Annotated in this window: 11 protein-coding genes and 2 tRNA genes; 4 read left to right on the forward strand and 9 right to left on the reverse strand. The window is 44.6% G+C overall.

Annotation, left to right across the window (positions count from 1 at the left end):
* Positions 1–46: 46 nt before the first annotated feature.
* The 4 genes from clpX to EC604_RS12940 all read right to left on the reverse strand — a co-directional run bounded on the left by clpX (position 47) and on the right by EC604_RS12940 (position 4,655).
* Positions 47–1,300 (reverse strand): ATP-dependent protease ATP-binding subunit ClpX, encoded by a 1,254-nt coding sequence (gene clpX / locus EC604_RS12925; RefSeq protein ID WP_090919142.1) that lies wholly within the window; start codon positions 1,298–1,300, stop codon positions 47–49.
* A gap of 12 nt (positions 1,301–1,312) precedes the next feature.
* Positions 1,313–1,903 carry an ATP-dependent Clp endopeptidase proteolytic subunit ClpP gene (gene clpP, locus EC604_RS12930; protein ID WP_090919143.1) on the reverse strand — a complete coding sequence of 197 codons (591 nt, stop codon included), beginning with the start codon at positions 1,901–1,903 and terminating at the stop codon, positions 1,313–1,315.
* A 385-nt stretch (positions 1,904–2,288) separates the two neighbouring features.
* Positions 2,289–3,629 (reverse strand): trigger factor, encoded by a 1,341-nt coding sequence (gene tig / locus EC604_RS12935; protein WP_123064571.1) that lies wholly within the window; start codon positions 3,627–3,629, stop codon positions 2,289–2,291.
* A 135-nt stretch (positions 3,630–3,764) separates the two neighbouring features.
* Positions 3,765–4,655 carry a hypothetical protein gene (locus tag EC604_RS12940; RefSeq protein ID WP_429352010.1) on the reverse strand — a complete coding sequence of 297 codons (891 nt, stop codon included), beginning with the start codon at positions 4,653–4,655 and terminating at the stop codon, positions 3,765–3,767.
* 277 nt (positions 4,656–4,932) lie between these two features.
* Here EC604_RS12940 and EC604_RS12945 point away from each other — a divergent pair.
* The 3 genes from EC604_RS12945 (at position 4,933) to EC604_RS12960 (ending at position 8,167) form a co-directional block, all read left to right on the forward strand.
* Positions 4,933–5,006 (forward strand) — tRNA-Arg (locus tag EC604_RS12945).
* 964 nt (positions 5,007–5,970) lie between these two features.
* Positions 5,971–7,209 (forward strand): CynX/NimT family MFS transporter, encoded by a 1,239-nt coding sequence (locus EC604_RS12955; protein ID WP_123064574.1) that lies wholly within the window; start codon positions 5,971–5,973, stop codon positions 7,207–7,209.
* 367 nt (positions 7,210–7,576) lie between these two features.
* Positions 7,577–8,167 (forward strand): GNAT family N-acetyltransferase, encoded by a 591-nt coding sequence (locus EC604_RS12960; protein WP_123064575.1) that lies wholly within the window; start codon positions 7,577–7,579, stop codon positions 8,165–8,167.
* Between the two features lie 137 nt (positions 8,168–8,304).
* On the opposite strand, the gene EC604_RS12965 is transcribed toward EC604_RS12960, so the two are convergent.
* From EC604_RS12965 to EC604_RS12975, 3 genes are all read right to left on the reverse strand, one after another.
* The gene (locus EC604_RS12965; protein WP_123064576.1) at positions 8,305–12,204 is read right to left on the reverse strand and encodes a S8 family serine peptidase; all 3,900 of its coding nucleotides are present in this window, start codon (positions 12,202–12,204) and stop codon (positions 8,305–8,307) included.
* A 439-nt stretch (positions 12,205–12,643) separates the two neighbouring features.
* Positions 12,644–13,417: a class I SAM-dependent methyltransferase gene (locus EC604_RS12970; protein ID WP_123064755.1), complete on the reverse strand. Its 774-nt coding sequence runs from the start codon at positions 13,415–13,417 to the stop codon at positions 12,644–12,646.
* A 566-nt stretch (positions 13,418–13,983) separates the two neighbouring features.
* A tRNA-Arg gene (locus EC604_RS12975) sits at positions 13,984–14,057 on the reverse strand.
* 470 nt (positions 14,058–14,527) lie between these two features.
* Between EC604_RS12975 and EC604_RS12980 the strand changes: the two genes are divergently transcribed.
* Positions 14,528–14,821 carry a DUF4870 domain-containing protein gene (locus EC604_RS12980; RefSeq protein WP_123064577.1) on the forward strand — a complete coding sequence of 98 codons (294 nt, stop codon included), beginning with the start codon at positions 14,528–14,530 and terminating at the stop codon, positions 14,819–14,821.
* 171 nt (positions 14,822–14,992) lie between these two features.
* Here the strand turns inward: EC604_RS12980 and EC604_RS12985 are convergent, their stop codons facing one another.
* Both EC604_RS12985 and EC604_RS12990 read right to left on the reverse strand, forming a co-directional pair.
* Complete coding sequence (locus tag EC604_RS12985) at positions 14,993–15,349, reverse strand: hypothetical protein (RefSeq protein ID WP_123064578.1); 357 nt, start codon at positions 15,347–15,349, stop codon at positions 14,993–14,995.
* Positions 15,350–15,415: 66 nt separating this feature from the next.
* A complete protein-coding gene (locus tag EC604_RS12990; RefSeq protein ID WP_123064579.1) occupies positions 15,416–15,715 on the reverse strand; it encodes a hypothetical protein in 300 nt (99 codons plus the stop codon).
* Between the last annotated feature and the right edge of the window lie 42 nt (positions 15,716–15,757).

Genomic DNA, 15,757 nt, shown 5'->3' on the forward strand with positions numbered 1-15,757 from the left:
AGAACTGACAAGTCTATATTTCAAAGCTCAGCTGAAGCAGTACCCATTAGGCACTCTCTTCCTGCTTATCGTCCTTTGATTGGCCAAGTTCAGGCACAACTTTTTTCTCAACAACTTCTTCCGTAATGACACAGCTGGTCACGTCTTCACGTGAAGGCACTTCATACATAATTTCGAGCATGATCCCTTCAATGATCGCACGCAAACCACGTGCACCCGTATTACGCTTGATCGCTTCTTTGGCAATCGCCAGCAATGCACCCGGTTCAAACACCAGATTGACATTATCTAGCTCAAGCAGTTTTTGGTACTGCTTCGTCAGCGCATTTTTCGGTTCGGACAGAATCCGTACCAACGTATCTTCATCCAATGGCTCCAACGTAGAGATTACTGGCAGACGGCCTACGAATTCCGGAATCAAACCGAATTTCAGCAAGTCTTCCGGCAATACCATACCAAGGTATTCACCCGGTTTCAGATCTTTTTGCTCCGTAGCGGCGTTAAAGCCAATGACTTTTTTACCGATCCGGCGTTTGATCATTTGCTCCAGACCATCAAAGGCACCACCGCAGATGAACAAAATATTAGTTGTATCAATCTGAATGAACTCTTGATGTGGATGCTTGCGACCACCTTGTGGCGGCACTGAAGCAACTGTACCTTCAAGAATTTTCAGCAAAGCTTGCTGAACACCTTCACCGGATACGTCACGCGTAATGGAAGGGTTCTCCGATTTACGTGCTACTTTATCAATCTCATCAATATAGATAATGCCGCGTTCTGCTTTTTCTACATCATAGTCAGCCGCCTGGATCAGCTTAAGCAGAATGTTCTCGACATCCTCACCCACGTATCCCGCTTCTGTCAATGAAGTTGCATCCGCAATAGCAAAAGGAACGTTCAGAATTTTCGCCATCGTTTGTGCAAGCAACGTTTTACCGGAACCCGTAGGTCCTAACAGCAAAATGTTACTCTTCGACAGCTCTACATCTTCAATCTTGCTTTGTGTATTAATCCGTTTGTAGTGGTTGTACACTGCTACAGACAAAGATTTTTTCGCTTGTTCCTGACCAATAACATATTGATCAAGAATATCACGAATTTCTTTTGGTTTCGGAATATCTTTCAGGTCTACTTCTTCATCATGACCGAGTTCTTCCTCTACGATTTCGGTGCAAAGTTCAATACATTCATCACAGATGTATACGCCTGGTCCAGCGACCAGCTTGCGAACCTGCTCCTGAGATTTACCGCAAAAAGAGCATTTCAGCTGCCCTTTCTCATCGTTAAATTTAAACATGAAACCACCCCTTTAGGAATTGATCGGTCTGCTGAGCACCTGGTCAATAATGCCGTACGTTTTTGCTTCTTCCGCACTCATGAAAAAGTCACGGTCTGTGTCCCGCTCAATTTTATCAAGGGGCTGACCTGTACGATCAACATATATTTGATTCAGTTTCTGACGAGTTTTAATGATCCATTCTGCGTGGATTTTGATATCCGCAGCCTGTCCTTGAACGCCGCCAAGCGGCTGATGAATCATCACTTCACTGTTCGTAAGCGCATATCTTTTGCCTGGAGCGCCTGCGGTCAGCAATAGAGAGCCCATGCTTGCTGCCATGCCTACGCAAATGGTAGATACATCCGGCTTGATAAATTGCATCGTATCGTATATACCCATCCCTGCCGTTACAGAACCACCAGGTGAATTAATATACAAGCTGATATCCTTCTCAGGATCGTCGGCTGCCAAAAACAAAAGCTGAGCTATGACAAGATTGGCTACATCGTCATCAATCGCACTGGTCAGAAAAATAATGCGATCCTTCAGCAAACGTGAATATATATCGTAAGAACGCTCGCCTCGATTGGTTTGTTCAACAACCATTGGCACCAGACTCATGAGACCAACCTCTTTTCTACATGTAATTAGACATAGGCTGACTGTAAAGCAAACCCAAAATCATTTTAACATGTTCCTTTGACAATGTCATTTTTCAGAAAACACGTTATTTTAGGGATGTTTACGATGTAGCCTGATCATATTTAACCATGTTTTCTATGTATGTGCAAATTACATCCATCCTATGCCGTCTTGGTATTTTTTTATTTCCGTCCAAGAACAAAGGTTTGAAATCAACGGAAAATGGGCACCTTGCAATAAAATGAATGAGAATCCATATCAACACTCATTTTTCTATAAAATGGATGTCGCAATTTAAAAATAAGGCACGCAATGACTCACGTGCCTTATCGTTTATATAGCTGTCGAAATCACACAGCCTGTCTTATTTTTCGTCAGCTTCTGCAGCAACTTCTTCGGCTGGAGCTTCAACTGGCTCAACAACTTTGCTGTTCTCAACGAGAACATCGATTGTTTTGCGCAATTTAACTTCATCACGAAGGCTTTCCAGGGAACCGTTACCTTCGAGGATGCCACGGATCTCTTCAGCAGGACGCTTGTAAGATTCAGCCATTTTCTCGAGTTCTTGGTTCACTTCTTCATCAGAAACTTCGATGTTTTCCGCTTTACCTACTGCTTCAAGCACCAGGTTGTTGCGAACACGTTTCGAAGCATCGTCTTGCATTTGTGCTCTCAAGTCAGCTTGAGTCTGACCGGAGAAGCTCATGAACATTTCAAGGTTCATGCCTTGGCTGCGAAGACGGTTGTCAAAATCGCGCATCATGTTCTGTACTTCACTGTCAACCATTGCTGCAGGGATGTCCACTTCAGCGTTTTCAGCTACTTTTTCTACAACTGCATTTTCCTGTGCAGCTTTGAACTCATCTGCTTTACGGGATTCCAGTTGTGTTTTGAGGTCAGCTTTGTACTCTTCCAGAGTATCAAATTCGCTAACATCTTTAGCAAACTCGTCATCCAATTCTGGAAGTTGTTTGCGTTTGATTTCATGAACTTTCACTTTGAATACTGCTTGTTTGCCAGCCAGCTCTGTTGCATGGTAGCTCTCTGGGAAAGTCACTTCCACGTCTTTGAAGTCGCCAGTGGACAGACCCACTACTTGCTCTTCAAAACCTGGAATGAATGTGTTGGAACCCAGTTCCAAGGAATAACGCTCAGCTTGTCCACCTTCGAAAGGTACACCATCAACAGAACCGTCGAAGTCGATTACAGCAACATCGCCGTTCGCTGCAGCACCTTCGTCAACTACAACCAGTTCAGCATGACGCTGTTGCAAACGCTCCAGCTCTTCTGCAACTTCTGCATCCGTTACTTCACCTTTAGCTACAGCAACTTCGATTCCTTTATAGTTACCCAGGGTAACTTCTGGTTTCACAGTTACTTTCGCTTTAAATTTGAAGGATTGTCCTTTACCGAATTGCTCGATGTCTACGTCAGGACGATCCACTGGGAAGATATCCGTTTGATCAATCGCTTCTGTGTAAGCTTCTGGAAGCAAGATGTCGATTGCTTCTTGATAAAGGCTTTCCACTCCGAAACGAGCTTCGAAGATTGGACGCGGCACTTTACCTTTACGGAATCCAGGCACGTTCGCTTGTTTTACTACTTTATTAAAAGCTTTGTCGAGTGCTTCTGTTACGCGCTCTGCACCGACTTCAACCTCAAGAACCCCAAGGTTCTTCTCTATCTTTTCCCAAGTTGCTTTCATTGTATACTTTCCCCTCCAAAATTCACATGTTCACGTAGGCGATCACGCACAAAATAACCATTTTAGTATAAACAAGTTTACATTCTTTTTCAAGGGGAATCCCTTGATACGGTTTAAGGTAAACGTTTCCGTCTCTTAATGACCGTCCAAACCGGCGGAAACAAACTGTTTCATAGAGCGATACGCCTGCTCCAGTCGAAACCTCATTGCACCTGTCACAGCGTACATCGAGCGCGTGTTTTCCTCATCGTGCGAGCCTCCCAGACTGTCTGCAACCGTCATATGTAGCGCAGCCGCCCAAATGTCCGTCATCGCATCATTTTGCTCAAGCATGGATTGGTAATCCCGTGTTCCATAGACCGCCATAACATATTGTATCCACAGTTCCTGGGCAAAATAAAAGAGCGTAGGTTCATGAACCTCCGTCTGGTCTGCCACCCGTTCCAGAATCTGCACAATCTGAAGTGGGAATTCTTCCGGTTTAAGTGGAACGCTAGCGATATCAACCTCTACTTCTTCGTCACCTCTAGTGAAATGAATGATGTCTTGTACTCCTCGACGACGCAGGGTTTGCATGACTCTGAACTGTAATAGAGGATGAAGCACCTTCGTTTGCAGCCACCCAATCAGTTCTTCATCCACCTTCGGAACGTCCAAAAATGCCAGTTGCTCGAGAGCCAGCATCGTCTGTTCAGATAGCGGGCCTTCCATAACCGTCCGGAGCAGCTTATCTGCGTAACCATCGTCCTGAGCAAGTTTCGATATGGCGTGTTGCCTTGCCATTTCTTCCTCGCTGATGTCTTCTTCCTCTTCTTCTCGAATGGTCTGCATTTCTAATTCTTCATATTGAGGGAAAGCAGCCTGCAGCCACTCCAGCAACGCCCTCCACTCGTCATAGTGGCGTTCTTCCTGCCCTTGGCATTGCAACAAAAAGCGAAGCAAGTCCATTGCTTCACCGTAACGTTCATTTTCAAGCATAACTGTCAGCTGTATTTGGTAATAGTCCAGCGTTTTTGGAAACAGCACAATTTTATTGTTGTGCTCGGTTTCCGGGGTTGTGGATTCCTTGATAGGAGCACCTCCTCTGTTCCTGAATCTCCAGCCCGAATCGGCCGTGAATAGATATATATCAAGGAAATATGGATCTATTTTCTGATTTCTTCTGATATTCTAACATAACCTTAATTAGAAAGAAAAAAACGTTGCGGCCGCCAAATATCATATATGAAAACAAGCCTAAAATAAAACATTTGATATATCTTTTTATTTGTGATAAAATCATTTTTGCTTGAAAAATTTCTATGTCTCAGTAGCTCAGCAGGATAGAGCAACGGCCTTCTAAGCCGTCGGTCGGGGGTTCGAATCCCTCCTGGGACGTCAAAAAAGGAAGCTTCCTTCGGGGAGCTTTTTTGCGTTCTGGGGATGGGAGACCCCATAGGTTCGCCGGAGCATCAGCTTCGCTTGGCCTTGGTTGGTAAGTATTCGCTTCGTCTGCTCTACCCTTAAGGCTTTGACGAAAGGAGCAAGCCGTTTCTGAAAGCTAACAAGCCATTTTGCAGTTAGGTCACCCCACCTCCCCACCATGCCAAAAATTCTAACGATCACTAGGAAGCTTATTTGCCCCATTTTCGCCGTTCTAATTTTCTTACGATCACCAGAGAGCTTATTTCATCGATTTCGTGCTTACTTTGTGCTTTTTCGCGCTAAATTGTCTAAATAGCGTTCCTGAGGATCGTTAGAATTTGAAAAGGTTCTTTTTCCTCCAAATAAGGTTTCTGGTGATCGTTAGAAAACAGTGTCCATATTGAGTCATTTCCAAATTCTCTGTGATCCATGTGAGCACAAGATAAATAACGGTATGACTAAGTTTTATTTTCCCTTCTAAAATTACCTTACACGAGATACCTTTTACACACTCAGTTCCTCTCTCTCCGGTCACAGCATATCATTTCCTACATTTCCCCAGCCTAACTCTCTATTATCCACCTCTCGACGCCTTCGTTAGTATTACATCTCATTTTCTTGCTCAATCCTTACGATTTCACTCCAGCTCCATCACAATTGCCCTAGTTATGACAGGGGGCGGTTCGCGCAAAGTACTTCACATAATCCTAAAAGTCATCTGTCACCACACTTAGTCCAACTAGTAATGTCAATGTAAACTATCAATAAGAGCAAACATTTGTTAAGTTTTGCTTTCCATTGCCCCATATGACACACAATGTTATGCTTGTTTAATGAATATTGTACCAATCCATACATATCAACTTCCTATAGAAGCTGTACTTTGTTTGGTTCAGTAATTCGCTTTACATATTTATTTGGAAACAGGAGATTAATGATGCCCTCACCTACTACACAACTACAGCATTCTGCTCCTTCCGGGGGAGAACAACCGTCTCAACAAACATCTCAAACATTCGGGTTGTTACTCGCCGGAATAATTGTTATCGCTGCTACGATGCGGTCACCCATCACAGCCACCGGTCCCGTCGTGGAATTAATCCGTTCAGACACCGGCATCGGACATACGATGGCTGGATTACTAACGTCGCTGCCTTTGATCGCTTTTGCAGCTGTCTCTCCTTTTGCCCCGCGCCTTGCCAAACGTTTTGGGCTGGAGACCGCCCTCCTGCTTGCTGTCATTATTGTTACCAGCGGAATCACCTTGCGCTTACTCCCTTCCGTGCTTGCTCTTTATGCGGGAACGGCACTTCTTGGATGCGGTATCGCCCTTAGCAATGTACTCCTGCCAAGTCTGATCAAACGTGATTTCCCGTTACGAGTCGGCATCATCACCGGACTGTATTCTGTTTCGATGAATATGTTTGCCTCAATCTCTTCGGGTATTAGTGTACCCGTGGCAGAAGCCTCTTCGCTTGGTTGGCGGGCTTCCTTAGGCGTGTGGGCGTGTCTATCCCTACTGGCTGTCTTTCTATGGCTTCCGCAGGCACGGAGAGGGCGCAAACAGATGCTCTATGTCACTTCCCAGAGCGAGAACGCACCCACACGTTTACGGACTTCTTCTCTCGCCTGGTTCGTGACGTTGTTCATGGGCATTCAGTCGTTAATCTTCTATACAACGATAACTTGGCTTCCCGAGATTCTGGCGGATCAAGGTTTCAGTGCGGCTTCAGCTGGCTGGATGTTGTCTCTGATGCAAATGGTTAGTGTACCTGCTACCTTTATCGTGCCGATTCTGGCTGGAAAAACACGAGATCAACGGTTGCTCACCACCATAACGTGTTTGTGTCTCATCATCGGATATGCGTTACTATTCAGCGATGCGCCTGTTCTCGTCACCATCGGAGTTGCGCTAGCCGGAATTGGTGCCGGGGCCTCCTTTGGTCTGGTCACGATGTTTTTTGTTCTTCGCACAAGTCATGCGCGAGAGGCTGCAAGTCTTTCCGGAATGGCTCAATCCTTTGGGTACATGCTTGCAGCAGGCGGCCCTTTACTGTTCGGTTTAATGCACGACTGGACGAAAGGATGGACACTTCCACTGCTCATTCAGGTACTTCTCGCGATCGGGCTGCTTATGACAGGACTTCAGGCGAGCAAAGATCGAACCGTTTCTTAGTTTTATGAAAAAAGTCCACCAGGATATCGGATATCTATCCTTCCCTGGAAGCAAACAACAAGAAAAGGCCTCCTCCTGTACACTTAACAGGAGGAGGCCTTTTTCATATCTAGATACCGTCTTGGTCACTGGCTAAGCCGGGACTTGCGAGGCAATACTTACTCAAAAAACACGCTCTGATTGAGTTCTTTACAAGAAAACATACCCTGATGTTCTTTTACCATACAAGAGTGTTATACTAATTATAAAAGACATAATTTCTATAAAATAGAAGTTAAGGGTCAACATTTATTCACATCATAGCCTATATTTAATTTACATAAGCAACCTTGTAGTGATTAACTTTAAGTTGATTGGAGAAGGAATCATGAAATTAGTAATTGAGAAGTTAAAAGATGCAGACTTTGAAAACCTACATAAGTTTGAAGTTGAAAACAGAACTTTTTTTGAGGAAATGATACCATCTCGAGGAGATGATTATTACAGACCTGAGAGTTTTAGAGCAAGAAATGAACTGTTGCTTGATGAACAAGCTGAAGGGCTCTCCTATTTTTATTTAATAAAAGATGAACATCATTCTATTCTTGGAAGAATAAATTTAGTGGATATCAACTTTTCAAATAAAATAGGATTTCTCGGCTATAGAGTAGGAAAAATCCACATCGGGAAAGGCATCGCGAAAAAAGCTTTACAATTATTACTCCATACAATCATTGATTTAGATATAAAGGAAGTCCATGCCAAAACGACCACCCACAATATAGCATCTCAAAAAGTTTTAATGCAGAATGGGTTCAAGCATACGGTGACTAGTGAAGAAGAATTTGAAATGAATGGACAAATGCTACAATTCACCAATTATATATGGATAAATAAACATTATTCCACTTACCACCCAGGCGTATTTCCTGAGATACCTCATACCACCAGGAGAACGGATCTCGATCCCTCCCTGTAAGCAAACAACAAGAAACGGCCTCCACCTGTACGCTTAACAGGGGAAGCCGTTTTTCATATCTAGATGTCGTCTTGGTCACTGGCTATGCCAGGACGGACGAGGGTTTAACTTTTCCAGACAATACGCTCTCACTGCCTTTACTTCACCTTCACCGTAATGGTATTGGTGGTTGTCACCCCCGCAGCGTTAACCAGCTCGGCACGGTACGCATACGTACCAGATGCTTTGCCTTTTACTGCAGTTATAGCAAATTGAGGCAGTGGTGTTGTCGCTTTGAGTGACTGTGTATCAATCAACTCATCATTCTCATAGAGACGGTACGCGGTTGCGTTTGTTCCCCACCACAAGTTCATCATCACTTTGTAGTTGCCGTCCATATCCCAGTTATCATGAGAGAGTACTGCTTTGCCAGGCAAAGCATCGGTTACCCGTACAGTCAGCATCTGACTGCGCGTTACCCCCTTATCATTGGCCAGCTCGGCAACATACGTGTAGGTGCCATTGGTTTTACCTTTAATTTTCGTTTGAGCGAACTGAGCCCAAGGTGCATTGTAGGTCAATTTTTGCGAATCAACCAACACGCCATCCTCATACAACTTGTAACTCGTCGCATTCTCACCCCACCACATGTTCATGGACACCGTGTAGTCGCCCCCTAACAGACCGTTCACAAAGCCGTTATTGTGGGACAACGTAGGTGTTCCAGGTGCTTTCGTAGCCGGTGTTTCAGGTTCAGTCTGTGCAGATTCCACTGTTATGGTAGTGATAGCCGTACCAGCAAGACCTTGCTCGTCTTTTACCGTCGTTTCCACGGTGTACGTGCCGCCTTCAACACCCTCCAACGTATATTGGAAGCTGCCGTCTGCCTGAACATTAAACGTGCCTTCTTTCAACGTTGAGCCATCTTCTTTTTTCACCACGTAGGATGCTTTGAGTGCTGTCGTCGGATCGAGCGTAATGCTCCAGCCTTTAGCCAGTGCAGGCGCAGCACGGAAATACAGGTCATCCACCGTACCGTCAATTACAACAGCATCCTCCGCTTTGAACTCCAATGATTGCGGAGCAGTTACTGCGGGAGCTGTCTTTTTAACCAAAAACGGAGGTGTATCTTCCTTATAGGTCTTGCCATCCGTGCCGATGGTTGTGATATCTACGGTATACACGCCATCTGCAAGTTCGGTGACTGCTTCCGTTGTGTAATCCGAATACTGACCATCCCAAGCCAGCGTGTATCTGGCATTTGCGTTGAAGTTATAGTAATTGCCAAAGATTGAGCCAATGTATCCGTCTTGATAGTAACCACCCTCAGGGTCGAGGCCGTTATAAATTTCAATCAGTGCAAACGTCATTGGATTATGGAATTCCATTGCAACGTTCAACGTATCCAGCGAACCGTCTGCCTTCAACGGATAATAGAACGGATTTTTCGCAGTTCCTTTTACCGTTTCAATATATTTCACACCGCTTGAAGTCACATTAAAGTGAGCCACATACGGTACTGTAAACGTGTTGGTTCCATTCGTAATTTCAATGTAGCCCTGTGCCTCAGTTAATGCAGTAACACCACGAGGAACCGTAACTGTTACGGCGAGTTCTTCTTCTCCATTCAAAGTGAATGAAGTTTTATCCACGGAAACAGATACCCCAGGCACGGTACGAGTCGGATTCACATTCACCGTGTACTCGCCGCCGCTTCCGTTCAAGGCCTGAACCTTGATCGTTTTGCTTACTGTTTTTTCATCCGTACTTAAGAAGTTACCGTAGTTAATGCTTCCTGTGATGTTTTCTTTCTCAACAACCGATCCACTCTCGGTATACTGGGTCACATCCATGACTTTAACAAAAGCGGCAGGATCAATCGATTTTACCGCTTGAATGCGGCCTGCACCTTGATCAAACACGTCATATTTAGCTGTGTCCATGATTTTGGCGTTATTCATCAAAGCAACCTTAACATCAAAAGGCGTCCAGTCCGGGTGCTTTTCAAGCAACAGTGCAGCCAGACCCGCTACATGCGGTGCAGCCATACTTGTTCCACTTTTGCGATCATACGCTTGGGCATAATCGGCTCCTGGCTCATCTTTGCCGTAAGCAGGAATGGTGGACAAAATGTTGGAGCCCGGTGCAACAACATCCGGTTTGATATCCAATGTTACTTTTGCAGGCCCACGGGAACTGGAAGAACTCATCTCATCCCCAGGTGTCTGACTGCGCTCAAAATCACTGAAGCTTACTTCAACAGGTTGCCCCGCGTCTAATTGAGCTTTAACGACTTCACCATCTTCCTTCGACATGCTCAGTGTCGGAATCAGGTCGAAGTTATCACCAAGACTTACGCCAATCGGGCCGGGAATATTGTTATACACAATAACAGCCACGGCTCCTGCCGCTTTGGCATTTGCAATTTTTTCGACAAAAGCAAGTTCCCCGCGTTGAATCAACGCAACTTTGCCTGTGAAATCTTTACCTTCGAAATCAGCAGGTTTACCCAAAGCTGCAAATTCAACGTCATATCGATCTGTCAAAACCGCTTGAGGATCAGCAGCAAGACTCCAGCCCATCACATCCAGACGATATACAGATTCGGTAACAGCTAAAGGGGTCACTTCGTCCGCTGTTTCATTGCCAGCATTTGCTGCCGGGCCCTCAGCTTGATCAGATTCAGGCTGTGCAGATGTTGCATCTCCCACTTCGTCTCCCGGTGTAGTCGCTTCCGCTCCACTTTCTGGTGCGGTCACCGGCGTAACGACTGGTTCCTGCGTTTCAGGTGCATTCCCCAATTCTGGAGTTTGCTCATTTTCTGGAGCTGGCTGTTGCTCAGGCGCCGTTTCCCCACCTTCTTCACCAATCCAGAAATGTGTATTCGCCGTGATGACCTGACTAGGCCCTGTAGAGTTACCTACGGTAATTGCCATAGCGGATGCACCCGGCGAACCCAAAGTATAACGATTAGGGCCACTGTTACCACTGGATACAACCGCAGTTACACCAGACAGCATCGCGTTGTTCAATGCAACCGAAGTGACATAGCTCGGATCATTATTTTCAGCACCAAGTGACAGGTTGATGACATCCATTCCGTCCGCTACTGAGCGGTCAATTCCACCGAGTACCCAAGACGTCTGTCCATTGCCATAAGGCCCTAAAACACGGTAAGCATAAATATCCGCTTCAGGAGCAATCCCGACAACCCCATAGTCTCCCGCTTCACGAGCAGCGACCGTACCCGAAACGTGTGTACCGTGAGAAGTATAATAAGAGCTTCCTCTTTCATTAAGCTCAGGCTGGCCTGATGCTTTCCATTCCTGATAGGTCGCTTCATACGGATCATCATCGTTGTCTACAAAATCCCATCCGCCTTTATAAGCATCGTGCAGATTCGGGTGATTGTAGTCAATCCCGGTATCAATAACGCCAACTTTCACACCTTTTCCTTTATACCCCAAATCCCATACTTCAGGAGCTCCGATAAAAGGGGCTGTATCTTTCATGTGTGGATTCACTTCGCCTGTGTCAGGCGCAAGCGTCACTTCATAGTCAGGATATACACTGACTACACCTGGTATTTGAAGCAATTGTCCCAATTGGTTCCCTTTTATTTCAAGGGCTACACCATTAAGAGCATATGCATAGTTGTCCAGCACTTCGTGTTTGATTTTTTTCTGAGTGAGGATATGTACAAATGACTGTTGTTGGTCTTCAACTTGAGTCACAGCCTTTGTTTCCATGGAGGAGGTAAATGATCTTCCTGAGAGGGTTGATTCGCCTTGAGCTACAGCAACAGGTTTGTTAGAAAGCTCAACAATGACTCGTGTGTTCTCTCCGCCAAGACCATTCAGGCTTTTATCCAAAACTGGATCGGCAGCGATTCGAGCTTCCCTACTGGCAAGCACTTCTCTCATTTGCTTTGCTTTGGTGCTGTTTAATGTGTTATCCAGTTGAATTGCGGAGTCCGCAGAAGCAGCTCCAGCTGTAGGCAGGATAAGGGAAAAAACCATAAGGACACTCATTAACATAGAAATCAATCGTTTATTCAAGGCTATGCCCTCCTTCTTCGTGTAGATGCCTCACCAATGGGATCTTGCTGCCAGAAGCACTGCAATACTTTCGACCAAGTTCACCGCCAATCTGCAAGATGTTTGACCCCTGGTAAATTATTCTACCAAAATATCACAAATTCCTTCTAAATACTTACATTATGATATAGAAATTACTTATATGGGTCTTTAGTAGGGTGAATATTCGCATTTGTATATTTTTGTCGTTTGGATATTTAAATTTAAAATTCCCAGCATGAAAATAAGAAAAAACCATGCTTTTCTGAACGTAAGAAAGGCATGGTTTTCTATGATTTTTATTGGCGATGTTCAGAATCCATTGGATTGAAACTATTTTAAATGACGTGAACACGGGAGAGAAATGTTGCCCGTTAAGCGATTTGAATTCATATAACATTAACTTTAAGTTATTCAATGTTTAAACTTCGGGTTTGAACGCTTCAATACGAAGACGTTTGTAATCCGCATAGATCGCATCGTTTTTCCACAGCTTAGGAATCACGATCTCGCTAATCTCCTGACACCATTCCTTTACCTGCTCAGAGCTGCATCCCTCGAAATAGTCATCCCCAAAATGGGCCAACCAGCCTATGATTCCCTCCTCTCCATCTGCTAGTTTGGTAGGGCGGTCATAGTGATAGGCCTGTCGAACCACAAAGCCTCTGTCTTCCAAAAGAGTGCTGTATTGTGCAATCGTCGGAAAATACCATGGATTACGTTCGGAAGCCTTGATTCCAGTATGCCGTTCCAGCACTTCCTCCAGTGCGTTAACGATGATCTGCACATTTCCTTTACCGCCAAACTCAGCCACAAATCGCCCTCCAGGCTTCAGGGCATGCCACACACCGTCTACAACATTTCGAGGCTTGCGCATCCAATGCAATGCAGCGTTAGAAAAGACTGCATCATACTGACGCTCTGTCTTGAACTCCTGACCATCCGCTTCCCAAAACTCCAATTCCGGGAACTTTTTCCTTGCTTGAGCAATCATGTCTGAGGAAGCATCTATACCAGTCACCGCTACCCCGTATTGGGAAATCTCATGCGTTAAATCACCGGTTCCACAGCCAAGGTCAAGAATAGATTCTCCTTCTGTCGGACGAAGCCAGGGAATGAGACTTTTTCCATACTCCGATACAAAAGCCAGTTGATTGTCATACGCTTCCGCATGCCACTGATTAATTGATTTCATCCACTTCACCGTCGCTTTCACTGTTAATATCCTCATTGTGGCACAAATACACTTATTGATAAAATATATATAATCTATTTAACTTATAGGAAAAAACAATCAAATAACAGTGCTGTCAGCATAACCAGAACCTTCGCTTGATGAGGGAGAAATCTCTACATCTCATGCTTCATACCTTTTAACAAGTAAGAAAAAAAGAGATGATGTTATAAACAAATATATAGAGCTACAGTACAAGAGGAAGAAGTACAAAAGATGCACGCAATCGAGTAAATAAACTCTCTGGTGATCGTTACAATTTCAAAACCCCACAAATGGGGCAAATAGCTTCTCTCGTGATCGTTAGGATTTTGGGGAGTCGAGCGAGGGGCTGATTTAATTGTAAAATGGCTTAATACTTCTTAGGAACGGCTTGCTCCCTGTAGCCAAAGTCACGAGGTCATAGCTAATGAATCAAATACCTTGATGAGCAATGCCTCGGCGAAACTAATGTTTCAACGACGAACCTTTGGGGGTTCTCATCCCTAGAACGCAAAAAAGCTTCCCGAAGGAAGCTTCTTGTTTGACGTCCCAGGAGGGATTCGAACCCCCGACCGACGGCTTAGAAGGCCGTTGCTCTATCCTGCTGAGCTACTGAGACAAATATGTATAATAAAATTCGGCACGATCTCTATTATACTCCGATTTCTATTTTTAGCAATAGTTTTATTAAAAATTAATAATACATCCTAATAACAACCAGCATCGTATGAGTAGGTATACTTAGACAAAAAGCCGAATAAGGTAATCTTTTTGAGGTAATATTGAAGAAATAAAGACTATTATCGATAGCACCTGCTAAATCCGGCTGGAACATCAGCAATATAACACGCAACAAGACGTTGCTAAATCATGTATATATGTATCTGAAACAATGTCTATTTATGTACATTCTCCCGCCACCCATTCTGTATCTGTATCTGTGTTTGTGCCCGCGTCTGTACCGTATCTTTACCTGTACATATATCTGCACGTGTATCGTTACCAGGTGTATACTTATTCAGCCTCCTCCCATCTGGGTAATCTGTTGCATACATACGTTATTAAATTCTATTGAAGGAGAGAATATTAATGAGACAACTTTTATCATCACTATCCTATTTCAGCATTTTCTTCGCCCCGTTTCTGTTTCCCATTATCGTATGGGTTGTGGCCAGAGATGAATACATTGCAGGACATGCGAAGCGAGCACTTTTCTCCCATGTCTTTCCTTTCCTTGCGGCGATCCCGTTGCTGTATTTCTTCGTGACAGCCCACAGTTTAGGATCAGCGATCGGGTTTGTCGTTCTGTTCTTTGTCATCTACGGCTTGAGTTTTGTATACAATGTGGTGAAAGGAATTCAGGTTCTGCGTGAATATTACTAAGACTAGCACTTGGATATCAAAATATGTATGGCCTATCACAAACAAACCCGCTGTGTTGTTACAGCGGGTTTGTCCATCATCAATATGCTTTAACTCTACATACGTTTCGCTGCTTTATGTTACTTGAGATTTTTGCAGAACCCTAATCACTCGCGCGAGTGTGGTATCTGATTATCCCTGACCAACCAAATACCGCTGCAGCGTGGGGCCAAGCAAGCCAAAAGCAAACAAATTACTTTGAAACTGAGCTTTATCCTCTTCTGCCGTAATTCCCTCGCTATTTTCAAATGCCGTTTCCGTCGCATCTTCAAAAGCAGTATGCATGTTGTTGTTATACCAGTCAATGGCTCTATCCGAGTGGTTGCGCACAATACGTACCACTTGCAGTTCATTACCTGGCTGATTCGAGGCTACATATACAAGTAATGATGGATCTCCCGCGTTGCCGGGTTGTACTTCAACCTCTGCACAAGATAACCCATCCACTTCCGTTAATCTGCGTATTTTGGCATCCTGAATGGCATACATCGTCATCTTCTCCTTTTGTTCTGATCATCTGCAATTGCTTCATTCCAATCATGTTGCTCGCCCTGCTCATGTCGTTTGTTCGATCTGATGTCTGGTCTCTGGCGTTCCCAACCGGTAAATTTCCCCGTATACCTGTTGCAAAACAGTTTCATAAGCACGATTCACATCATGTTCCGGCGTGTCCGGCCAAGGAAATACCATTCCTGGAAAAGCTTCTTCTTCCTTTTCCTGCATAAGATAAAGCAATCCCAGCAAATGTTCGGCTTCCTGCGGTGTTGCCTGAATCACCCATTCATACGACGTTACAGCTGGATCTGGTATGACAGAGCGGCCCATGACAGACACATAATAATTGATCCTGTCCATTGCATGTACTCCCCTTCACAGGCAGCTTAAGGCTGTTATCCC

This window comes from Paenibacillus amylolyticus (genome assembly GCF_003719335.1).
GTDB classification, from domain to species: domain Bacteria; phylum Bacillota; class Bacilli; order Paenibacillales; family Paenibacillaceae; genus Paenibacillus; species Paenibacillus amylolyticus_D.